Origin of the sequence: Aeromonas sp. Lyrl_2 (assembly GCF_051948815.1) — a bacterium.
Taxonomy (GTDB): Bacteria; Pseudomonadota; Gammaproteobacteria; order Enterobacterales; family Aeromonadaceae; genus Aeromonas; species Aeromonas veronii.
The window spans coordinates 151,257-173,485 of sequence record NZ_JAYJLJ010000007.1 but is presented as its reverse complement, the minus strand read 5'-3'; the positions used below and the strand labels follow the sequence as shown (position 1 = coordinate 173,485).

Genomic DNA, 22,229 nt, shown 5'->3' with positions numbered 1-22,229 from the left:
CAAGGCTTTGGAAAAAATGCACTGATAATGATAGCAATTATCAATTGCATTGGTTTCGGTGCTTTATTAGAGTAGCCGCCATGATAAACAGCGGGACAAGATGGTCCCGCAGAGGGAGAAAACATGAGCATTGCACAACGCATTCACGCGCTGCTGGAGCAGGATCCCGGCGCTCATCCGTCCACCCTGGCGGCCCAGCTTGCCATCAGTGAATGGGAGGTGGTTCGCCATCTGCCCGCCGAGCTGGTGACCCTGCTGCCCGCCGATCGCGCACAAGGTCTGCTGGAAGATCTGGCCGACTGGGGCCCGGTGACCACCATCGTCGAATCAGAAGGTTCCATCTTCGAGGTAAAAGCCCCCTTCCCGAAAGGCAAGGACGCACGCGGTTACTACAACCTGATGGGCCGCGACGGTGAGCTGCATGGTCACCTCAAGCTCGACAACGTGGCGGGGATTGCGCTGGTCAGCAAGCTGTTCATGGGCAAGGAGGGGCACTCCTTCCAGTTCTTCGGTCACTCCGGCCGCTGCATTTTCAAGGTCTATCTGGGTCGCGACGAGAAACGCCAGCTGCTGGCCGATCAGGTCACCCGTTTTATGGCGCTGCGCCACAACTCTCAAGAGGAAGTCAAAGCATGAGTGAACGTCAGGAGCGTCTGCAAAACCGCCTGCAACCGGAGATCCGCGAGTTTCGCGACAGCTGCCGCACCCTGCAGCTCGCCACCGTCGATGGTGAAGGCAATCCCAACGCCAGCTATGCCCCGTTTGTGCTGCAGGAAGATGGCTACTATGTGCTGATCTCCGAGATCGCCCGCCACGCCCGCAACCTGCAACAGGTGCCCCGGGTATCCCTGATGCTGATCGAGGATGAGAGCGGTGCCCGCGAGCTGTTTGCCCGCAAGCGCTTGACCTTCGATGCGGTGGCTGAAGTCGTTGCCCGTGACGACGCTCGCTGGAGCAAGGCGGTTGCAGCGCTGGAGGGGCGTTTTGGCGAGATCATCAAGGGTCTCTCCAACCTCAAGGATTTCAAACTGTTCCGCCTCAAGCCGGAACAGGGGCTGTTCGTCAAGGGCTTCGGCCAAGCGTTCGCGGTCTCCGGTGACGAGCTGGTGGATTTCGTCCATCTGGTGGAAGGGCACAAGCGCATCGACAACGGTGCCGAGCTCACCAGCCCGGCCGATGCGCCGGTCTGACGATCCCTGTCGACCACGACAGCCGTCATAACAAAACGGGCAGCCACTGGGCTGCCCGTTTTTATTGCGTTATCTCATCCGCCAGTTCAATCCTGCCAGCTGGCCTTGTTGGGAAAAGCGCGACGATCGGCATCGGTGGCCGTTTCGTTGCACTCTCCCCGCACCTTCCAGGAGGTCTGGCTCAGTACGATGTAGCCCTGGCGGCAATACTGCTTGGTCGCCAGGGTCTCGGTCAGCAGGTTCTCCTGCAACGCCTCTCGCTGTTCCAGCAGCCGCTGGCTCTGGGCCGCCGAGAGGCCGCGCGGCAAGGTGTCGTTGGGTGCGGCTTCAAAGGTGAACCGCTTGCTCCCCTCCTCGTTGATGTGGGTCAGAAACAGGGGTTCCGGCCCGTCATACTTCTGTCCGGGCAAGCTGGAGCAGGCCGACAGCAGGGGAACAATCAACAACAGGGTGGCAGACAACAGGCGCACAACAGACTCCAGTGAGAAACGAAGCGAGGCTCGCAGATTAGCACGGCTGCAGGGCGGGTGTTACTGCCAGCAGCTCGTCGGTGGTGAGCAGGGTCACACTGCGTCCCTCCGGCAGGCTGAGGTGGCGCCACATCCAGTGATGGTGCTCGGTGATCTGGGCCGCGCTCAGGTGGGGGCGATCGGCGGTGGTGTGACCATCGCTCAATACCAGCACCTCGTACCCATGGGAGGCCGCACTGCGCACCGTGGTATCGACGCAAAAATCGGTGGCGCAGCCACAGAGGATCAGTCGATCGACCGGCTGCTCGGCCAGCAGGAAGGCGAGCTCTGTGTCGAGAAAGCTGTCACAGGCCGTCTTGCGCACCCGGCTATCTCCCTTGGCCGGTTGCAGCGCACTGTGCAACTGCCAACCCGGGGTGCCCGGTTCCAGTTCGGTGCCGGGGGGCGAGTCATGCTGGATATAGATGACCCGTCCCTGTTGCTGCCTGACATGGGCCGCAGCCCGGTTGATATTGGCCAGCACCTGCTCCTGGCGGTAACGGGGCTCGTTGAACAAGCCTTGCTGCACATCGATGATCAGTAACACATCCATATTTTACCCGCCGTTTCCTTGAAGATTAGGGTTGCAGCCACTGGCTGCAGTCACGACTGCGGGATTGATGCAGCGCGCCCATATCTTGCTTCATCTCGTCACTGTTTTGCCAGCGCTTAGGCAGCGGCATGATGGTTACCTGCACATCGGCTGCGGGATCTGCAACAGAGGTCTCATCTGTGCGGGGCACGACCAGCGCCACCTTGAGGGCAGGATTGCGGCTGGCGATGCGACTGGCGAGCCCAAGCCCCCCCTCGACGTGGAAATTGCCGGCGATATGCATGATCTGCTGGCCCGGGTGCTTGGCGAGATAATCCACCATGCTCTCGGCCATGGTGTCATCCCAACTGGTCTGGGCGGCGAAGCGGCGGGCGTTGCTGTCGGCATCGCCGTGGTGCATGGAGGCCATAAATTTCTGGCGATAGGGGTCATCCCCCAGCGTCAGCTGGCGGGCCAGCTGGCTGCGACGTGTGGCTGGCAGTTTGTCGAGCCACTCAGCCCCCTCCTGACCGACACAGCTCACCAGCGGCTTGGGGGCGTTGGCGGCGATCACCGGCATCCGGTGAGCCTTGGCAAACTCTACCAGCGGGCGGTAGTCGCTCGGATAGTTGGGCCAGGCGTTGCCTTCGCGGATCAAGGCCGCTTCACCAATCTGATTCGCCAGATAGGCATCCAACGTCTTCTGATCGGCGCGGCTGAACTGCTCCATGGAGAGGGCCAATGGCCGCCCGTGCTGCTGGCCAGCGGTGTAAAGCCCGCTCAGCAGGCGCGATTGCAACAGATGCACGGCGGGATGGCTGTGCAGCTCACCCACCAGAATGATGTCGGCGTCGGCAATGCGCGCGATTGCTTGCTTCAGCGTCAGGTCTGCGTCTCCCTCGCTGCTTAGCCGGTAGTCATAGAGCGTCTGCAACTGTGATGACTGGGTCGGTTGGGTGGGGGTGGCACAGGCTGCCAGTAGCAGCGGCAGGGCGAGCAGGGGAAGTCGTCTAATCATGGGATCTCACGGCTGATATACCCGGATGCCGGTGCATCTCGGGGGGCTAATAGAGAATAAGGGCAACACAGGGCGACAGTGTAAAACCAATTTGGTTCAAAACAAATGAGAATGATTTCGTTTCTTGTTGATCTTTGTCGAGAGCCGGGTAATATGCGGCCTGTTTGATAACAGTTCTCAATAAGGATTCGCTGTGACCCATCATAACGCACTCTCTCTGGTTGCCCTCGCCGTGGCAGCCGGTCTCTCTTCCCAGGTCTTTGCTGCCACCCAGAAGGCGGATGAAGTCGTGGTCGTCAGCGGCTCACGGATGGAGCAAAAACTGGAAGATGTCTCCGGCCCCATCTCGGTGATCACCGCCAAGCAGATTGAAGAGCAGGTTGTCACCAATGTCGCCGACCTGTTCCGCTACGAACCCGGTGTGACTGTGCTCGGCGGTCAGGGTGATGCCCAGACCTTCATCATCCGCGGCATGGGTGAAAACCGGGTCAAGGTGGTGCGCGACGGTGTGCGCCAGAACGATGCCTACAGCAAGGGCGGTGTCGGTCAGAGCTACTTCGATACCGACATGATCAAGCAGGTAGAAGTGGCCAAGGGGCCCGCTTCTGCGGCCTACGGCTCCGATGCGCTGGGTGGCGTGATTGCCATCACCACCAAGGATGCCAGCGATTTCCTCAAGGGCAAGGATAGTTATCTGGACGTGACCAGCGGTTACGCCTCCAGCAGCCACCAGAAGATGGCGGGCTTTACCGGCGCCCTGCGCACTGGTGAAGTGGAGAACCTGCTGCGCTACACCTGGCGCGATGGCGGTGTGACCCAGAATTTCGACTCCACCAAGAACGACTTCGATATCGGTACCCACGCCCTGCTGCTCAAGAGCAAGTGGAACCTCTCCGATGAGCAGTTCCTCAAGCTGACCGTCGACTACCTGACCGATGGCGAGGAGCCGGATGCGGTCAAGCTCAACAAGGTCGGTACCGGTACTGCCCGCGTCTTTGATCAGCCCATCACCGACAAGCAGACCGACAACCTCTCTGTGGTGCTGGATCACGGCATCGCGCTGAATCAAGGCTGGGCTGATCGGATGGATAGCAAGGTTTACTTCGCCCGCACCAAGCAGACGCTGGATCAGTACGCCTCATCCAAGTATCCGGTCAGCCCCGGTAACCCCTATGTGACCAAAAACTCGCTGGATCACAACGTGTTCGATCAGAAGAACATCGGCGCCCAGCTGCAGTTCCACAAGGCGGTCGCCAACCACCGCCTGGCCTGGGGGGCTGAATACGAGCACACCGACAACGAACGTACCCGTTACAAGGGGCCGACGACTCCCGGTGATTTTGTCGGCTACAACGAGCTGAGTTTCCCGGCTACCACCAGCGAGCGCAGCGCCCTGTGGGCCTTTGACGAGATCAAGTTTGGCGAGCGCTGGGTACTGACCCCGGGGGCCCGTTATGACTACTACCGGATGACCCCGGACAACGATCCGGCCTACACAGGCGACAAGCTGCACAAGTTCTCCGAAGGGGAGTTGTCACCCAAGCTGGGTCTGGTGTTCAAGGCCCACGAGGCGGCCAACCTGTTCGCCCAGTACAGCCACGGTTTCAAGGCCCCCATGTATGACAGCGCCTTCTCCACCCTGAACCATCAGGCGTACGGCTATCGCATCGAGCCCAACCCGAACCTCAATCCGGAGAGCAGCGACGGCATCGATCTCGGTGTGCGTGGCAGCAGCAACGGCTTCAGCTATGAAGTAGCCAGCTTCTACAACAAGTTCGAAGACTTCATCGAGATGGTGGAAGTGGGCAAAGAGGGGCGCACAGCCGTCTACCAGTACCAGAACCTGAGCAAGGCGACCACCAAAGGGGTCGAAGCCAAGGCGGATTACTGGCTTAACGACATCGTCAATGTATGGGGCAACCTCGCCTACATCGAAGGCAAGGATGGGGATGGCAACTACATCAACAGCCTGAGCCCGCTCAACGGCTCCGTCGGTGTGCGTCTGGAACAGTCCCAATGGAACTTCAACACCGCGCTGCGCTTTGCTGACGACATGGACAAAGTCCGTAAAGACAGCAAAGGCAACGATTACGTGAAGAGCGCCGGTTGGGGTGTGGTAGATATGTACGCCCAGTTCAACCCGATGACCGACCTGCAGCTCAACGTCGGGGTCTTCAACCTGTTTGACAAGGAGTACACCAGCTACGAGCGCATCGCCGGTCGTGCCGAGGGCTCCGATAACAGCATGATGACCGAACCGGGCCGCAACCTGAGTGCACGGGTCAAATACGTATTCTAAAGAGCAAACAACAGACGCAGATGATCAAAGGGGCTTCGGCCCCTTTTTTGTCGCAGCCATGTTGTGATGATGGAGCAGAGCAAATGTTTGCCTAAAAAAGAAACCCGCCATGGGCGGGTGGAAGGATTGCAACACTAACCAGGAGGAGGTGTTACCAGGTAGACCCCACCTCTTCGGTAATAGTTCAATTTTATTGAAGTTTTTTCGTTTTCTGCGCAGGGTTTCCATCGGGATCTGCGGGGGAGGATGGGTTATCATTCTGCTCCCGTCATCCGGTTGCAGAGGATCTATGCCCGCGTTCTCCTGGTTAGCGCTCTTTTTCGGCGCCTTCTATTTTGTCTACGGCGCTTACTTGCCGTTCTGGTCGCTCTGGCTGGAGGGGGGGGGCGTCAGCGCCGAGATGATTGGTCTCCTGCTGGGGGCGGGGATGGCGATCCGCTTTGCTGGCAACCTGATGGTGATGGGGCAGATCAAGGGGGCGGGCCATCTGCTGCCGGTTACCCGGTTGCTCTCTCTGCTCAGTCTGCTGGCCTTTCTCGGTTTCTACCTCAGTCATAACCTCTGGTGGCTGGTGAGCTTGACCCTGCTGGCGAACTTTATCTATCCGACCCTGATGCCAGTGGGGGAGGCGCTGGCGACCCGCATGGTGGTGCAGGCGCACCTCGATTACGGCAAGGTGCGGCTGTGCGGCTCCTTTGCCTTTATTGTCGCCTCGACCTTGGTGGGGGCGTTGGTGGGCAACTTCGGTAGTGACTGGATTTTGCACACCATGGTGGCGGGGCTGGTGCTGATGCTGCTGCTCAGCTGGCTGCCGCTTTATCCGGCGCCACAGGATAGTCAGGGCGAGCGGGCCAAGGCGTCCTTGCTGGCAACCCTGCGCAGCGCGTCGGTGCGCCGCTTCCTGTTGCTGACAGCGCTGCTGCAGGGGAGCCACGCCGCTTATTACGGTTTCAGCGCCATCTACTGGAAGGCACAAGGATATAGCGGCACCATCATCGGCTATCTCTGGGCGCTCGGAGTGGTGGCGGAGATCTGTATGTTTGCCGCCGACAAGCGTTTCCTGCAACGCTTTGGCGCCCAGAGTCTCTTTATCGCCGGTGCCATCGGTTGTGTGGTGCGCTGGGTATTGCTGGGTGCCTCGACCGAGTTGTGGGTGCTGGTACTGGGGCAGTTGCTCCACTCGGTGACGTTCGGTATGAGCCATCTGGGGGCGGTGCGCTTTATGACCCGTCAGCTACCGGCCGAGCAGTTGATCCCGACTCAGGCGCTCTATGCGGCCCTTGGCCTCGGCATGACGGTGGCGGCCCTGATGGCACTTTGCGGCGTGCTGTTCGAGCCTCTCGGCGGCGGCATCTTCTTCCTGATGGTGCTGGTGGTCTTGCCGGTCTTCTTCCTGCGGCTGCGCCCCTCTGCGCAGGAGAGGGCTCCAGCCTGATATTTGTTTATTTGAATCATCACCTAACAAAAGGGAGAGCCACGGCTCTCCCTTTTTCGTTGCTGCGGTTTGCGGCGTTACTGCTGCTCGCCAAGATAGAGGCGGCTGAGGCGGCTGAGGCGGCGCCAGGTATCCGAGCCGATGGTGCCGGCAAGCAGCTCATTGGATGCAGCATCAAAGCGGCCATCCGGCAGCCAGCCCAGTTGGGGCAGCAGTTGCGCCAGCGTCACGTCATTGTGTTGCAACTCCCGCTCCAGCGCTTCCCAGAAGGCGCTCCCCTTGACGTAAAAGAGCGGGTAGTAGGAGCGATCGCCCGCCAGCACCTCGCGAGCCGCCCGATAGAGACCACTCTCGCTATGGGGCAGCTGTTTGCCCCGCTCGGCCAGCTCGTTGACCGCCGTGACCTGATGCAGCCGAAAGCGGCGCAGCGCTTTGATGGCAAGGTATTCGGCGAGGCTCTCGTTGATCCAGGTGGGCTGTGGAGTTGCGCGGCGAGCGCTGAGGATATGTACCGCCTCGTGGGCCGAGGTGCGCAGCAGGCGCAAGGGGGCCTGTGGCGTTGGTTTTCCAGCCTCGGTGGGGTAGTTGGCGACAAACACCGGATCCCCGGCTGCGCCGCCAAGGGAGCGGGTCGCCACATCTCGCCCCAGCCACACCAGTTGCCACGGGTGAGTGGGCGGGGCCACGTCGAGCTGAAAGGCCAGATAGTCGATGATCTCATTCAGTTGTTGCTGCAAGGCCGGCAGATCGAGCTGGTTGGCGGTCTCGTCATGGCTCAGCACCAGCCGCGGATCCGGCTTGGTGACGGGCACAGTTTGCAGACCAAATGGCAGGATCAGCGGTGGCTGGTTGACGTCCGGCAGTGGTTGGCAGCTGCCATCCGGCAGACAAACCCTTCCTTGGCGACTTCCCATCTGGCGCACAAAGTTACCCCACTCGGTCAATAGCCACTGATTGGGTGCGAACAAAAGCGACTGTTGGGCCGAGGCATCTGCACCCAGTGCCGGAGCGGGTGTGAGCGTGATTTGCCAGCCAACCTCTTTGCAGGAGAAGGGCTGGTTGAGGGCAACCGGCTGGTTGTCTGCAAGGCAGACCAGCGCGGGGGAAACCGGCGTGGCACTGCCCGGCAACTGACGAGCGGGGAGCAGGGTAAAGGGAGGTTTGCCCTGCATGGTGAGGAGCACTTGCAGCACATTGGCGCTGGCGCCCTGCTCGATAAGGTAGCGGGGGCCGTTCGCGTCATTGCCAGCGCAGGCCCACAGCGGCAGCAGCCACAGGGCAAACAGGGTGATATGACGACTCATAAGAAGGTTAGCGCTCCTGCTCGTAGCCCAGCAGATCGCCGGGCTGGCAATTGAGTTCACGGCAGATGGCCTCCAGGGTGGAGAAGCGCACCGCCTTGGCGTGGCCATTCTTGAGGATCGAGAGGTTGGCCTCGGTGATGTCGATGCGCTGGGCCAGCTCGCGGGCGGTCATTTTGCGCTCTGCCAGCAGGGCATCGAGGCGGATGATAATGGGCATACGTTCCTCACACCGTCAGTTGCTGTTCATCGGCCAGCAGTTTGGCCTCGCGCATGACCAGTGCCAGCGCCAATACGATCAGTCCCGCCAGCAGTACCCGGAAATCGGAGGTACTCAGCGCTATGGTACCGAGTACTTCCGGGCCTCTCATGGTGAGCACCGTATCCAGCAAGGGGGTCAGGATCAATTCGACCAGGAAGGTTGTACAGAGCAGCAGTCCGATCTGCCGATAGCGGCGGATCTGCTCGAAGGTGAAGAGCAGACCGGCGCGGTAGCCACGAAACAGCTGGCGCAGTTGCCAGAGCATCATCATAAAGACCAGATCCGGCAACAGCTGCACCAGGGTGCCGAGCAGCCGGGTGGAGAAGTGAAGGGTATAGTCGGCAGGATTGATGCCGGGGCGGCTCAAGATGGTGTTGAGCTTCTCCTGAAGCAAATCGGCGCCACCGAAGGGGGTCCACACCTCCAGCAAGGTGATCAAAGGAGTCGCCAGCAGTGCCAGCAGTAGCAGCCATTCGATCAGCATGCTCGAGCGTTCGAGTTTGTTGGAGATCATCTCATTCCTCACTGTGATGGTTTTATCTGAAAGGTAAAGTTTATCGTTTATCAATATTCACATCGGCAATATTTATTGTTTTACGATATACAGTCAAGATAAAACTTATTGAAAAACGATAATTTCAATCTCTCCGAAGGGGATGACTTTTGGCTGCTGCCTCTCTAGACTGGCGAGGCTGTATACAAAAACTCAACATGGACAAGGAGTTATCGATGCACCAGGGATGGCTGCTGATCGGATTGTCGCTCACCTATCTGGGGCTGCTGTTTCTGATCGCCTTCGTGGCAGACAAGCACAAACGGCACCGTCTCAAGGGGCAACCGCTGCTCTACAGCCTGTCGCTGGCGGTCTACTGCACCTCCTGGACCTTCTTCGGCACCGTGGGGCAGGCGAGTGAATCGCCCTGGTCGCCGGTGCCCATCTACCTTGGCCCCATGCTGGTCTTTCTGTTTGGCTGGCGGCTGCTGGCCCGCCTTATTCTGGTGGCCAAGCGCGAGCACATCACCTCCATCGCCGACTTTATCGCCGCCCGTTACGGCAAATCCCAGCGGCTCGCCATGGTGATCGCCCTTATCGCCATCATGGGGATCCTCCCCTATCTGGTGTTGCAGCTTAAAGCCATCGTCACCGGGCTGGATCTGCTGATGGTCAACAGCGGCGGCATCAGCCCGACCAGCAATACCAGTGAGCTGGCGCTCGGGGTCACTCTGCTGCTGGCGCTGTTCAGCATCCTGTTCGGCACCCGCCATCTCGATGCCACCGAGCACCACAGGGGGATGGTGGTGGCCATTGCCTTCGAGTCAGTGGTCAAATTGCTGGCCTTTATCGCGGTGGGGGGCTTTGCCCTCTGGCTGATCCTGAGCAAACCGGGCGAAGCTCACGAACAGGTGACCCGCGACTTTTTTGCGCAGGTGGTGGCGGTGAGCCCCGGTAACCTGCTGGAGCTTGCCATCTACACGGTGTTGGCGATGTGCGCCGTTATCTGCCTGCCGCGCCAGTTTCATGTGACTGTGGTGGAGAACAATCAGGGGCAGGATCTGCACTGGGCGCGCTGGATCTTCCCGCTCTACCTGTTCGTGATGGGGCTCTTTATCTGGCCGCTGGCACTGGCGGGCAAGCAGTGGGTGGGGGCCGATATGGCCTCCGACACCTATGTGATCAGTCTGCCGATGGCACTCGGGTTCGATGGCATGGCGATGCTGGCGTTTCTCGGCGGCACCTCGGCTGCCACCGGCATGGTGATCGTCTGTACCATCGCGCTGGCGATCATGGTGAGCAACGATCTGGTGCTGCCGGTGCTGCTGCGCCGCTTCTGGCGGCAGGGACGCGACGAGCGGCTGGTACGGCTGCTGTTGCAGGTGCGCCGTGGCGCCATCCTGCTGATCTTGCTGGCGGCCTGGGGGCTTTACCTCTGGCTCGGCGATCTCACCAGTCTGTCGCGCATCGGCTATCTCTCCTTTGGCGCGGTGGCCCAGTTTGCGCCGGCCCTGCTGCTCGGTCTCTACTGGCGTCACGGCAATCGCAAGGGGGTCTATCTTGGGTTGAGCCTCGGGGTGAGCCTCTGGTTCGTGACCCTGCTGGTGGAGAGCGGGCTGCTTGCCGGTTCACCGCTGGCCGAGCTGCTGGCGCCGCCGGACTGGCCCGCGTTTCGCGAGCTGAGTCTCGGAGCCTGGTGCATCTTCCTGAGCCTGCTCTTCAACCTGCTCGGCTATGTGGCAGGCTCGCTGCTGTCGCGCCCTGCGGTGAGCGAGCGGCTGCAGGCGGCCAACTTTGTCGGCAAGCCGAGCCGCGATACCGCCGCCCTCTATCAGGCGCGGGTCTCGGTCAAGGAGCTGGAGATGCTGGCGGCCCGCTTTGTCGGCTCAAGCCGGGTCAAACGCGCCTTTGGTCGTTTCGCCGGTGAGCGGGGCGGCACCCTTGCTCCGCAGATGCAGGCCTCGGCCGAGCTGATTGCCCACACCGAGCGGCTGCTGGCGGGGGTATTTGGCACCTCATCGGCACGGCTGGTGCTCGCCTCTGCCCTGCAGGGGCGCAACATGCAGCTCGAGGAGATCGCCACCATAGTCGATGAAGCCTCCGACGTGTTTCGCTTCAACCGCGGCCTGCTGCAGGGGGCGATCGAGCATATCGGGCAGGGGATTTCGGTGGTGGACAGGGAGCTTCGGCTGGTGGCCTGGAACCGCCGTTACATCGAGCTGTTCCACTATCCGCCGGGGCTTATTCAGGCAGGGCGTCCTATTGAAGAGATCATCCGCTACAACGCCCAGCAGGGGCTCTGTGGCCCCGGTGATATCGAGGATCACGTGGCGCGGCGGGTCGCCTTTATGAAGCGCGGCAGCGCCCATATCTCGGCGCGGGAGCGCCCGGACGGGCGGGTGATCGAGATGCAGGGCAACCCCATGCCCGCCGGTGGTTTCGTCATGACCTTTACCGACATCACGCCGTTTCGCGATGCCGAGCGGGTGCTGCGCGAAGCGAACGAACATCTGGAGGCGCGGGTGGCCGAGCGTACCCGTGAGCTCTCCGAACTCAACCGCCAGCTGCTGCTGGTGAACCAGCAGGTGGAGCGGGCCAATCAATCCAAGAGCCGTTTTCTGGCGGCGGTCAGCCACGATCTGACCCAGCCCCTCAATGCGGCCAAGCTGTTTACCTCCTCCCTGCTGGAGATGTTGCCCGATGCTGGCGAGCAGGCCCGCATCGCCCGCCATATCGATGATGCGCTGGGGGCGACCGAGGATCTCATCACCGATCTGCTCGATATCTCGCGGCTCGAAGCGGGCAAGTTCAAGGCCAAGAAGCTCGACTTTGCCCTGCGCGATCTGCTTGACAACCTCAAGGCGGAGTTTGGCGTGCTGGCGCAGGCGGGGGGGATCCACTTCTCGGTGGTGGAGAGCAAGCACGCGGTGCACAGCGATGTGCGGCTGCTGCGCCGGGTGCTGCAAAACTTCCTCACCAATGCGTTTCGCTACAACCCGAGGGGCAGGGTGCTGCTTGGTTGCCGTCGGATGGGGGAGAAGATCCGCATCGAGGTATGGGACAACGGCCCCGGCATCCCGCAAGACAAGCAGGAGGCGATCTTCGACGAGTTCTCCCGCCTCGATCACTCCCGCACCGCCAAGGAGCAGGGGCTGGGTCTGGGGCTTGCCATCGCCCGCGGCATCTCGCAGGTGCTCGGTCATCAGCTCACTTTGCAGAGCTGGCCGGGCAAGGGATCGGTCTTTGCGGTGACCCTCAATCTGGCGACCCGGCCGGTCACGGCTCATCAGCTGGCGGCGCCGGTGGTGCGTGACAGCCAGCTGGAAGGTGTAGCCGTGCTCTGTATCGACAACGAGCGGGACATTCTGACCGCCATGAGCACCCTGCTCGGCCGTTGGGGCTGCGAGGTGCGCTGCGCCGTCGATCTGGCCGAAGCCGAGGAGCTGGTGGCACAAGGGTTTGTGCCGAGACTGGTGCTCTCTGACTACCACCTCGACGACGGCAAGACCGGGTTGGAGGCGCTCGCTGCCCTGCAACGAGTGTGTGGCGACGATCTGGGAGGCATCATCATCAGTGCCGATCGCAAGAGCGAGCTGCAGGCGCAGATCCGCGAGCGGGGGTATGGCTACATCAGCAAACCGGTCAAACCACTCAAACTGCGGGCCCTGATGAACAGTCTGCTGCTGCGCTAGCCGCAGCTGGGGCTGCTAGCCGTGAACCGGCTCACAAAACCGCGCAATGAGCCCGTGGCCCCTGGTCATGGATGAATGCCGAAAACAGAGATTTATTGGCGAAGATCTCTTCATCTTCCTGCGCAATGGTCGCCAGTTACAGTATTGGCTTGCCACTGTCGGTGAACGCCGACAGTGGCAGATCGGATTGGCTCACTCTATAGTCGGGAGGCGATTTTTTGCATCGCAAATGAAGTAACCGAAGGGCAAACCGATCGCAAGATCGGGACGCAAAGCTTCCGGTCCAGGGATGAGCCGTACTTGAGATAGCGGGGCCACCACAGGTTGTTGTGCACCTTTGCCAAGAGGCCGCACTGCCGTCTGCGTTACCTGTCAGGGCGTAGCCCTTTTCGTTGCCAATATAACGAAATAGGGAAATATAAAAAATGCTAAGTCCAAAGCCTACCATGCTGGCCCTTGCGGTCGGTCTGTGCTGCGCCTCGTCCTCTTATGCTGCGGCGCCCGGCAAGCCGACCATCGGATGGGGCCCCACCAAGTTTTCCATCGTTGAAGTCGATCAGGCGGCCACTGCCTACAACAATCTGGTCAAGGTAAAGGATGCCGCCGATGTGGAGGTGAACTGGAACCTCTGGAGCGGCGATCTGGGCCAGAGAGCCAAGGTACTGCTCAATGGTCAGGAGGTGTGGTCCGGCCCCTCGGCCGCGGCGGGCAGCGCCAAATTCAAGGTGAAGAAAGGGGGGCGCTACCAGATGCAGGTGGCGCTGTGCAACGCCGATGGCTGTACTCTCTCTGATGCCAAGGATATCGTGGTCGCCGATACCGACGGCAGCCATCTGGCGCCACTCAAGGCGCCGCTGCAGGAGTACAACAGGCCCTACGCCAACAAGTCGGGCAAGGTGGTGGGGACTTACTATGTGGAGTGGGGGGTCTATGGCCGCAAGTTTACGGTTGACAAGATCCCGGCCCAGAACCTGACCCATATCCTCTATGGCTTCACCCCCATCTGCGGCGGGGATGGCCTCAACGACAGCCTCAAGGAGATCGAAGGGAGCTTCCAGGCGCTGCAACGGGCGTGTGCCGGTCGCGCCGACTTCAAGGTGGCGATGCACGATCCCTGGGCCGCCATCCAGATGCCGCAAGGCAACCTCACCGCCCATGATGAGCCCTACAAGGGCAACTTTGGCGCTCTGATGGCGCTCAAGCAGGCCTATCCGAACCTCAAGATCCTCCCCTCGGTCGGCGGTTGGACCCTCTCCGACCCCTTCTATTTCCTCGGTGACAAAACCAAGCGTGACGTGTTTGTCGGCTCGGTGAAAGAGTTCCTGCAGACCTGGAAGTTCTTCGACGGTGTGGACATCGACTGGGAGTACCCGGGCGGACAGGGGGCCAACCCGAAACTGGGTAGCCCGAGTGATGGTGCCACCTATGTGGCCCTGATGAAGGAGCTGCGGGCCATGCTCGACGAGCTGGAGGCCGAGACCGGTCGCCAGTATGAGCTCACCTCGGCCATTGGCGCGGGGGGCGACAAGATCCAGGATGTGGACTACAAGGCGGCCCAGCCCTACATGGACCACATCTTCATGATGACCTACGACTACAACGGTGCCTGGAGCAACACCGAGCTCGGTCACCAGACCAACCTTTATGCGGCGAGCTGGGATCCCGATACCAAGTACACCACCGACAAGGCGGTCAATCAGCTGCTGGCGCAGGGGGTTGAACCGGGCAAGCTGGTGGTCGGTGCCGCCATGTATGGTCGTGGCTGGACCGGGGTAAGCGGTTATCAGGGCAACAACCCCTTCACCGGCAAGGCGACCGGCAAGGTGAAAGGCACCTGGGAGGACGGGGTGGTGGATTACCGCGACATCGTCAACAACCGGATGGGGGCGGGCTGGGAGAAGGGCTACGACGAAGTGGCCGAGGCGCCCTATCTGTTCAAGGCGGCGACCGGCGATCTCATCACCTATGACAACGAGCGCTCGGTCAAGGCCAAGGGGCAGTATGTGCTGGCCAACAAGCTCGGTGGCCTCTTCTCCTGGGAGATCGATGCCGACAACGGCGACATCCTCAACGCCATGCACGAGGGGTTGGGTCACGGCAGTGGCGTCACGCCACCGGCCAACAAGCCGCCATTGGCCAATGCCGGCAATGACCTCAAGGTGACCGGTCCGACCGAGGTGACGCTGGATGGTTCGGCCTCCCACGATCCGGAAAATAGCGCTCTCAGTTATAGCTGGAAGCAGATCTCCGGGCCGCAGGTTGGCTTGCTTGATGCCACTCAGGCCAAAGCTCGCGTGGTGCTGGATGCCGTGACTGCCGACATCAATCTGGTGTTCGAGCTGACAGTGACCGATGACCAGCAGTTGAGTGCCAAGGATCAGGTTGTTGTCACCAACAAGGCGCCGCAGGCCAATCTGGCGCCGGTGGTGAGTGTACCTGCTATGGCCTCTGTGGAGGCGGGCAAGCAGGTGACCATCAAGGCGACCGCCTCCGATCCGAACGGTGATCCGTTGACTTATCAGTGGAGCGTGCCGGCAGGCATCACCGCAACGGGTCAGAACAGCGCCACTCTGGTGGTCACCGGCCCGAACGTCACCAGCGACACGGGCTATGACCTCAGCGTCACCGTCTCCGACGGCGGGCTGGATGCCAGTGCGGCAACCCGTCTGACGGTCAAACCGGCCAGCAGCGGCGGTGGTTGCACGGCGACCGATCCGGATGCGGCCAACTGGCCAGTCTGGAAAGCGGCAAGCACCTATAACAGCGGCGACAAGGTGAGCCACAATCAGCTGGTGTGGCAGGCCAAGTACTGGACCCAGGGCAACGAGCCTAGCCGCACCGCGGATCAGTGGCTGCTGGTGAGCAAGGTGCAACTGGGTTGGGATGCCAATGTGGCCTACAACGGTGGCGAGCTCACCACCCATAACGGCCGTCAGTGGAAGGCGCAGTACTGGACCAAGGGCAATGAGCCCGGCAAACACGACGTCTGGCAGGATGTGGGGGCCGCCAGCTGTAAATAAGCATTGAATGGTGGCGGGGCATGCCGGTCATGCCCCGTTTTTCTCCCCGCTTAGCCAAATCTTGGCGGGCCTGCCAACCGGTTTCCCCACTCAGCTTCTCTCGTGTCCCTGCAAAGTGCTCACTCTTGCCTAGTGATTAATGCTCTCCCCGATAGCTGGCATCTGTGCCGCACGCTGCCCTTTGCCAGCCATTGAGGCTGTTGATAAGCCAGATCATCCCGGCCAGTGGCAAGGCATAAATCGTCAAACGAACAAATTTGTCGTATCTGGATAACCGGGTGCGTGAGGGCAATTCGCTGGGCATGAAGACACCTGCTGGCCATGCAAAGCGGCGATTATAAATTCATTAGTTGCGATACAGATGGGTCTTTTGTCGCATATTGTTCTTACTCATTGATTTTTCTCAATTTGGTGTGATGCAGATCAAAAAAATGGTGTGAGGTATCTGGTTGGAGGTGATGAGATTATGTCTGCATATCCGGCTGTTTTTTAAACATTAATTTCTTGAAAGTGGGTAATTGTCGGGGTTGGTAACCGGTGGGCTGGCAATGGTCCGATTTGCTTACTTATCAGAATTACCCTACAGTCAATCGGCGATTATTTATCGCCAGAAATAACGTTGTGACAAGGGCAAACCGATTGAAAAGTCGGGACGCAAAGCTTCCGGTCTAAGGGTCAAGACGACCTAGGATAGCGGGGCCACCACAGTAGAATGCAGGCTGCCTTTGCCAAGGGGTGGCCGTTTTTGTGTCACCTGTCGTGTTGCGTTGCCCTTTCGTTTTTCCCATAACGAAACGAAAAGGAAAGCAATATGCTAAGTCCAAAACCTGCACTGCTGGCCATGATGGTCGGCACCCTGCTCGCCTCCTCCGCCGCTTATGCGGCAGCTCCCGGCAAACCCGCCATCGGTTGGGGCCCCACCAAGTTTGCCATCGTCGAAGTCAGCCAGTCCGCGACCGCTTATAACGAGCTGGTCAAGGTGAAGGATGGCGCCGATGTGACCGTCACCTGGAATCTCTGGAACGGCGATATCGGCCAGAGTGCCAAGGTGCTGCTGGATGGCAAGGAAGTCTGGTCCGGTCCCTCTTCCGCCGCCGGTACTGCCACCTTCAAGGTGCACAAGGGTGGCCGCTATCAGATGCAGGTCGCGCTGTGCAACGGCGATGGCTGCACCCTGTCTGATGCCAAGGAGATCGTGGTCGCCGATACCGATGGCAGCCACCTCGCACCGCTCAAGCCTGCCCTGCAGGAGAATAACAAACCCTATGTCAACAAGTCCGGCAAGGTGGTCGGTACCTACTATGTGGAGTGGGGGGTCTATGATCGCAACTTCACCGTGGACAAGTTGCCGGCCCAGAACCTGACCCATATCCTCTATGGCTTCACCCCGATCTGTGGCGGTGATGGCCTCAACGACAGCCTCAAAGAGATTGCCGGCAGCTTCCAGGCGCTGCAACGTGCCTGTGCCGGGCGCAAGGATTTCCAGGTCGCCATTCACGATCCCTGGGCCGCGCTGCAAAAAGTGCAGGGGTCACTGGTCGCCTGGGATGAGCCCTACAAGGGCAACTTCGGTAATCTGATGGCCCTCAAACAGGCCTATCCGGACCTGAAGATCCTCCCCTCCGTCGGTGGCTGGACCCTCTCCGACCCCTTCTTCTTCATGCATGACAAGGCCAAGCGTGATGTGTTCGTCGCCTCGGTCAAAGAGTTCCTGCAGACCTGGAAGTTCTTCGACGGTGTCGATATCGACTATGAGTTCCCGGGTGGCGATGGCGCCAACCCCAATCTGGGGGACAAGACCAAAGATGGTGAAACCTATGTGCTGATCATGAAGGATCTGCGCGCCATGCTCGACGAGCTGGAGGCCGAGACCGGTCGCACCTATCAGCTCACCTCTGCCATCGGTGCCGGTTACGACAAGATTGAGGATGTGGATTACAAGGCTGCCCAGCAGTACATGGACCACCTCTTCGTGATGAGTTACGACTACAACGGTGCCTGGAGCAATACCTCCCTGGGTCATCAGGCCAACCTCTATCAGGCCACCAACGGCTCGGCCAACAAGCGCTACAACACTGATGCAGCGGTGCAGCAGTTGCTGGCGCAAGGGGTCGACTCCGAGAAGCTGGTGATCGGTGCCGCCGCCTACGGTCGCGGCTGGAAAGGGGTGAGCGGATATCAGGGCAACGATCCCTTCACCGGCACCGCCACCGGCAAGATCAAGGGCACCTGGGAAGATGGCGTGCTGGATTATCGCCACATCGTCAACAGCCATATGGGGGCGGGCTGGGAGTACAACTACGACGAGACTGCCGAAGCGGCCACCCTGTTCAAGCCCTCCACCGGCGAGCTGATCACCTATGACGACGAGCGCTCGGTTAAGGCGAAAGGCCAATACGTGCTGGCCAACAAGCTGGGCGGGCTCTTCTCCTGGGAGATCGATGCCGACAACGGCGACATCCTTAACGCCATGCATGAAGGCCTCGGTCACGGTGAAGGGGTCACTCCGCCAGCCAACAAGCCGCCGGTAGCCAATGCGGGCAGCGATCTGAGTGTCACCGGCCCGACCGAGGTGACGCTGAACGGCTCCGCGTCCCACGACCCGGAAAATGGCGCCCTCACCTATAGCTGGAAGCAGGTCTCCGGCCCGCAGGCGGCCCTGCTGGATGCTACTCAGGCCAAGGCCCGGGTTGTACTCGATGCGGTGTCCGCCGACATCAATCTGGTGTTCGAGCTGGCAGTGACCGACGACCACAACCTCACTGCCCGCGATCAGGTGGTGGTCACCAACAAGGCGCCGCAGCCCAACCTGCCGCCACTGGTGAGCCTGCCGGCTACCGCTTCCGTGGAGTCCGGCAAGCAGGTGACCCTCAAGGCGACCGCATCTGACCCGAACGGCGATCCGCTCACCTATCAGTGGACGGTACCTGCCAGCCTCACCGCCAGCGGTCAGAACAGTGCCACTCTGGTGGTCACCGGTCCGAACGTCACCAGCGATACCGCCTATGAACTGAGCCTCACCGTCTCCGACGGCGCGCTGGATACCAGTGCCGCCACCCGTCTGACGGTCAAGCCGGTCAGCGGTGGTGGCGGTTGCTCGGCCACCGATCCGGATGCCGCCAACTGGCCTGCCTGGCAGGCGAGCAAGGTCTACAACGGCGGTGACAAGGTGAGCCACAACCAGCTGGTATGGCAAGCCAAGTACTGGACTCAGGGCAACGAACCGAGCCGCACTGCCGATCAGTGGACGCTGGTGAGCAAGGTGCAACTGGGGTGGGATGCCAATGTCGCCTACAACAGCGGTGACCTGACCAACCACAATGGTCGCCAGTGGAAGGCCCAGTACTGGACTCGCGGTGATGAGCCCGGCAAGGCTGCGGTCTGGCAGGATATCGGCGCCGCCAGCTGCAAGTAATACCTCCCGCTTGATGACAGGGGCATGGCGACATGCCCCTCCTTCCCGGTAGCCATCAACACGAGAAAATAAATGACTACATACATGACCCCGATAGCCGGCCTCATTATGGCAACGCTGGCGGCAGCCCCTTTGTCTGCTGGCAGCGCCCCCCTGATATTTAATGACACGACACCACAAAGCGATCTGGCGGGTAGTCTGGCTGTCAGAGTGCAGTTTGCCCAGAGCCAGATCCTGCCGTCCCATCCCAAGGAGGGGGATCGCCAACCCATCCTGACCAGCCTGCGCAAGAGCCTGCTGCTGGTGCAACCGCTCCAGGCCGACGGGGTGACCCCCATGACAGTGGAGGCCCGCGACGGCAGCGGCACGCTGCTTGGCACCCTGACCTTGTCACCGCCGTCGGCGCTGCCCGAGACGGTCTACCACCTCGCGGGGGTTCCCGAAGGCGGAGTGAGCTTCGTACCGGAGAGCGGCAGCACTGCCATCATCAGCAGCAGTGCTGATTTGGCCAAACTGAGCGACAAGAGCGGCGCCTTCCTCAAGGAGCGGCTGACTGGTCGCGCGCTGGTGGAGATCCAGACTGCCGACGGCCGCTGGGTTCGGGATATCTACCTGCCCGTGAGCCCGGAGCTGGAGGGTAAGATGGTGCGCTTGCGTTCCAGCGCAGGCTACAACTCGACGATCTTCTATGGCGAGCGGCAGGTGACGATCTCCCGTGGCCAGAGCCTGCAGTTCAAGTTTGCCAAGGGGCAGTGGTTCCGTGAGGGGGAGCTGGAGAACAACCGCATCACCTATGCCCCGGATACCTGGAGTGGCGAGCTGCCCGCAGAGTGGATCCAGCCCGGACTGAGCCTCTCCGTTCGGCAGGGCAACCTCAGTGGTGAACTGCGTGATATCAAAGTCGGTGCCCCCGGCGAGCTGCTGCTGCACACCATCGACATCGGCATGCTCACCACGCCAAGGGATCGCTTTGCCTTTGCCAATGACAAGGAGGCCCATCGCGAATACTTCCAGACCATCCCGGCCAGCCGGTTGATCGTCAGTCAGTATGCGCCGCTCTCCCTGCCTGAGGTGATGCTGCCCAACGGCACCCTGCTGACCGATTTTGACCCGAGCGAGGGGGGTTGGCATGGCGGCACCATGCGCCAGCGCATCGGCAAGGAGCTTATCTCCCACGGCATCGACAATGCCAACTACGGCATCAACAGCAGTGCCGGTGAAGGGGAGGGGAGCCATCCCTTTGTGGTGGCCCAGCTGACGGCGCACAACAGCCGCGGCAAGTATGCCAATGGGGTTCAGGTGCACGGTGGTTCCGGCGGCGGTGGCATCGTCACGCTGGATGATTCGCTGGGCAACGAGTTCAGCCACGAAGTGGGCCATAACTTTGGCCTTGGCCACTATGTGGATGGCTTCCGTGGCTCGGTTCACCGCAGTGCCGATCAGCTCAACTCCAGCTGGGGCTGGGACAGTGACAAACACCGTTTCATCCCCAACTTCTCGCCGACCCGCACCAATGAGGATGCCTGTCTGGATGGCCAGTGCCAGCCACCGTTCGATGGCCGCAAGTTTGGCTACGATGCAATGGCGGGTGGCAGCCCCCTCTCTGGCGCCAACCGTTTCACCCTCTATACCCCCAATTCCGCCGCCATCATCCAGCGTTTTCTGGAGAGCAAAGCGGTGTTCGATGCCAACTCGGCCACCGGCTTTAGCAAGTGGAACAGTGCGACGGCCAGAATGGAGCCCTATCAGCACACAATCGAGGGGATCGAGAAGGTCGATGCCCCCATGGATGCCCTGAGCGAGGCCGGGCTAAGCGCCCTGCTGGCGGACTACGGCTTGGTCAGGGTAGCCATGTGGGATGGTCGCTGGACCCGCGATATCCGGGTGCCGGTTGCCTCTGCGGACAATCGGGGGCGCAGTCTGACCATCGATCACGGGGCCGGTTACAACAGCCACCTCTTTATCAACGGCAAGGATATCCTGGTGAGCAGGGGCTTCAAGAAGAGCTTCACCTCGGATGGCCAGAGCTGGGTGGAGGTCTCCCCCATCGATACCAAGGTTGCGCGCAAGCCCGAGCAGTTCGGCGTGCCGGTGACCACCCTGGTGGGCTATTACGACCCGCAGGGGAGTCTGCCCAGCTACATCTATCCGGCGCTGCACGGCGCCTACGGCTTCACCTACCCGGATGACAGCAACACCCTGTCCGGCAGTGACTGCCAGTTGCAGGTGGAGACTCGCGATGGTCTGCAGCGCTTCAGGCTGGCCAATCACCGGGCGGCCAGCAGCGTCATGAACAAGTTCCACATCAACCTGCCTACCGCCAGCGAGCCCGGTCGCGCCACCATCCAGTGCCGTGGCCAGACGCTGGTACAGCAGAGCTTGTTGCCACCGCAGCAGACCCTCTCCTTTACCGTCAACGGGCGGCCGCTGGAGCAGGGCGTGGTTGAGAACCAGCCTCCTGTGGTGACCGTACCGGCGCAGCTTGGCGGCATCGGCGGTGAGTGGCTGACCATCACTGCTGAGGCGAGCGATCCCGAGGGGGATGCACTCAGCTACCGCTGGCACTTCCCAGCTGGCTGGCAGGCGGACGGCGAGACCAGTGCCAACCTGCGTCTGTTACCGCCAGTTGTCACCACCAGCGAGCAGCATGAGCTGAGTGTGAGCGTCTCGGACGGGGTACATCAGAGCGAAGGGCGCATCGTGCTGACGCTGGAGCCCGTGGTCGACGGCTCTTGCAACACCACAGATCCGGAAGCGGCGAATGTTCCCGCATGGCAGGCCAGCAAGGTCTACAACGGCGGTGACAAGGTGAGTCACAACCAGCTGGTATGGCGTGCCAAGTACTGGACTCAGGGCAATGAACCGGGCCGCGCCGCCGATCAGTGGGCGCTGGCGAGTCAGGTTGAGCTGGGCTGGAGCGCGACCGTTGCCTACAACGGCGGGGAGCTGACCAACCACAACGGCCGTCAGTGGAAGGCCAAGTGGTGGACTCAAGGCAACGAGCCGGGCAAGCACGATGTCTGGCTGGATGTCGGGGCGGCAAGCTGCCCCTAGGTTGAGTCC

At 60.9% G+C, this 22,229-nt stretch carries 15 protein-coding genes and 2 riboswitches; of the genes, 8 read left to right on the top strand and 7 right to left on the bottom strand.

What is annotated here, in order from left to right; translation table 11 throughout:
• Positions 1–123 precede the first annotated feature (123 nt).
• Together hutX and hutZ are read left to right on the top strand one after the other, a co-directional pair.
• Positions 124–636 (top strand): heme utilization cystosolic carrier protein HutX, encoded by a 513-nt coding sequence (gene hutX, locus VF684_RS08510; protein WP_005362516.1) that lies wholly within the window; start codon positions 124–126, stop codon positions 634–636.
• Positions 633–1,190, top strand: coding sequence for a heme utilization protein HutZ (gene hutZ, locus VF684_RS08505; protein ID WP_005335257.1), 558 nt, complete (start codon positions 633–635; stop codon positions 1,188–1,190). The genes hutX and hutZ overlap by 4 nt, the downstream gene beginning before the upstream one ends.
• 86 nt (positions 1,191–1,276) lie before the next feature.
• Here hutZ and VF684_RS08500 read toward each other — a convergent pair whose 3' ends face one another.
• Genes VF684_RS08500 through VF684_RS08490 form a run of 3 tightly spaced genes read right to left on the bottom strand, consistent with a single transcriptional unit; the run spans position 1,277 to position 3,249 of the window.
• Positions 1,277–1,660: a hypothetical protein gene (locus VF684_RS08500; RefSeq protein WP_005335256.1), complete on the bottom strand. Its 384-nt coding sequence runs from the start codon at positions 1,658–1,660 to the stop codon at positions 1,277–1,279.
• Positions 1,661–1,697: 37 nt separating this feature from the next.
• A complete protein-coding gene (locus VF684_RS08495) occupies positions 1,698–2,252 on the bottom strand; it encodes a cysteine hydrolase family protein (protein WP_005335255.1) in 555 nt (184 codons plus the stop codon).
• A 25-nt stretch (positions 2,253–2,277) separates the two neighbouring features.
• Positions 2,278–3,249: a ChaN family lipoprotein gene (locus VF684_RS08490; RefSeq protein WP_139442007.1), complete on the bottom strand. Its 972-nt coding sequence runs from the start codon at positions 3,247–3,249 to the stop codon at positions 2,278–2,280.
• A 193-nt stretch (positions 3,250–3,442) separates the two neighbouring features.
• Between VF684_RS08490 and VF684_RS08485 the strand changes: the two genes are divergently transcribed.
• Positions 3,443–5,548, top strand: a complete 2,106-nt coding sequence (locus VF684_RS08485) for a TonB-dependent hemoglobin/transferrin/lactoferrin family receptor (RefSeq protein WP_139442008.1) — start codon at positions 3,443–3,445, stop codon at positions 5,546–5,548.
• 289 nt (positions 5,549–5,837) lie between these two features.
• Positions 5,838–6,983: a 3-phenylpropionate MFS transporter gene (locus VF684_RS08480; RefSeq protein WP_201998410.1), complete on the top strand. Its 1,146-nt coding sequence runs from the start codon at positions 5,838–5,840 to the stop codon at positions 6,981–6,983.
• A 77-nt stretch (positions 6,984–7,060) separates the two neighbouring features.
• On the opposite strand, the gene VF684_RS08475 is transcribed toward VF684_RS08480, so the two are convergent.
• Genes VF684_RS08475 through VF684_RS08465 form a run of 3 tightly spaced genes read right to left on the bottom strand, consistent with a single transcriptional unit; the run spans position 7,061 to position 9,060 of the window.
• On the bottom strand, positions 7,061–8,287 hold the full coding sequence (locus VF684_RS08475) for a hypothetical protein (RefSeq protein WP_376899796.1): 1,227 nt from the start codon (positions 8,285–8,287) through the stop codon (positions 7,061–7,063).
• A 7-nt stretch (positions 8,288–8,294) separates the two neighbouring features.
• Positions 8,295–8,504, bottom strand: coding sequence for a helix-turn-helix domain-containing protein (locus VF684_RS08470; RefSeq protein ID WP_005348179.1), 210 nt, complete (start codon positions 8,502–8,504; stop codon positions 8,295–8,297).
• 7 nt (positions 8,505–8,511) lie between these two features.
• Positions 8,512–9,060, bottom strand: a complete 549-nt coding sequence (locus VF684_RS08465) for a DUF2975 domain-containing protein (protein ID WP_342401008.1) — start codon at positions 9,058–9,060, stop codon at positions 8,512–8,514.
• A gap of 215 nt (positions 9,061–9,275) precedes the next feature.
• On the opposite strand from VF684_RS08465, the gene VF684_RS08460 reads away from it, so the two are divergent.
• Both VF684_RS08460 and VF684_RS08455 read left to right on the top strand, forming a co-directional pair.
• On the top strand, positions 9,276–12,731 hold the full coding sequence (locus tag VF684_RS08460) for a hybrid sensor histidine kinase/response regulator (RefSeq protein WP_376899798.1): 3,456 nt from the start codon (positions 9,276–9,278) through the stop codon (positions 12,729–12,731).
• Between the two features lie 234 nt (positions 12,732–12,965).
• Positions 12,966–13,053: riboswitch (cyclic di-GMP riboswitch) on the top strand.
• Positions 13,054–13,156: 103 nt separating this feature from the next.
• Positions 13,157–15,751, top strand: coding sequence for a glycosyl hydrolase family 18 protein (locus VF684_RS08455; protein ID WP_139730838.1), 2,595 nt, complete (start codon positions 13,157–13,159; stop codon positions 15,749–15,751).
• A 136-nt stretch (positions 15,752–15,887) separates the two neighbouring features.
• Here VF684_RS08455 and VF684_RS08450 read toward each other — a convergent pair whose 3' ends face one another.
• Positions 15,888–16,055 carry a hypothetical protein gene (locus tag VF684_RS08450; protein ID WP_234916379.1) on the bottom strand — a complete coding sequence of 56 codons (168 nt, stop codon included), beginning with the start codon at positions 16,053–16,055 and terminating at the stop codon, positions 15,888–15,890.
• Between the two features lie 315 nt (positions 16,056–16,370).
• Positions 16,371–16,458, top strand: a riboswitch (cyclic di-GMP riboswitch).
• Between the two features lie 104 nt (positions 16,459–16,562).
• Between VF684_RS08450 and VF684_RS08445 the strand changes: the two genes are divergently transcribed.
• Both VF684_RS08445 and VF684_RS08440 read left to right on the top strand, forming a co-directional pair.
• On the top strand, positions 16,563–19,166 hold the full coding sequence (locus tag VF684_RS08445; protein WP_376899800.1) for a glycosyl hydrolase family 18 protein: 2,604 nt from the start codon (positions 16,563–16,565) through the stop codon (positions 19,164–19,166).
• Between the two features lie 72 nt (positions 19,167–19,238).
• Positions 19,239–22,220: a M66 family metalloprotease gene (locus tag VF684_RS08440; protein WP_376899802.1), complete on the top strand. Its 2,982-nt coding sequence runs from the start codon at positions 19,239–19,241 to the stop codon at positions 22,218–22,220.
• Positions 22,221–22,229 lie beyond the last annotated feature (9 nt).

Bases quoted from the DNA above. Each gene is read 5' to 3' on its own strand.
- VF684_RS08440 (WP_376899802.1), top strand. From the start codon at position 19,239: ATGACTACATACATGACCCCGATAGCCGGCCTCATTATGGCAACGCTG.
- VF684_RS08450 (WP_234916379.1), bottom strand. From the start codon at position 16,055: ATGCCCAGCGAATTGCCCTCACGCACCCGGTTATCCAGATACGACAAA.
- VF684_RS08470 (WP_005348179.1), bottom strand. From the start codon at position 8,504: ATGCCCATTATCATCCGCCTCGATGCCCTGCTGGCAGAGCGCAAAATG.
- VF684_RS08460 (WP_376899798.1), top strand. From the start codon at position 9,276: ATGCACCAGGGATGGCTGCTGATCGGATTGTCGCTCACCTATCTGGGG.
- VF684_RS08480 (WP_201998410.1), top strand. From the start codon at position 5,838: ATGCCCGCGTTCTCCTGGTTAGCGCTCTTTTTCGGCGCCTTCTATTTT.
- VF684_RS08495 (WP_005335255.1), bottom strand. From the start codon at position 2,252: ATGGATGTGTTACTGATCATCGATGTGCAGCAAGGCTTGTTCAACGAG.
- VF684_RS08445 (WP_376899800.1), top strand. From the start codon at position 16,563: ATGCTAAGTCCAAAACCTGCACTGCTGGCCATGATGGTCGGCACCCTG.
- VF684_RS08465 (WP_342401008.1), bottom strand. From the start codon at position 9,060: ATGATCTCCAACAAACTCGAACGCTCGAGCATGCTGATCGAATGGCTG.
- VF684_RS08455 (WP_139730838.1), top strand. From the start codon at position 13,157: ATGCTAAGTCCAAAGCCTACCATGCTGGCCCTTGCGGTCGGTCTGTGC.
- hutX (WP_005362516.1), top strand. From the start codon at position 124: ATGAGCATTGCACAACGCATTCACGCGCTGCTGGAGCAGGATCCCGGC.
- VF684_RS08490 (WP_139442007.1), bottom strand. From the start codon at position 3,249: ATGATTAGACGACTTCCCCTGCTCGCCCTGCCGCTGCTACTGGCAGCC.
- hutZ (WP_005335257.1), top strand. From the start codon at position 633: ATGAGTGAACGTCAGGAGCGTCTGCAAAACCGCCTGCAACCGGAGATC.
- VF684_RS08475 (WP_376899796.1), bottom strand. From the start codon at position 8,287: ATGAGTCGTCATATCACCCTGTTTGCCCTGTGGCTGCTGCCGCTGTGG.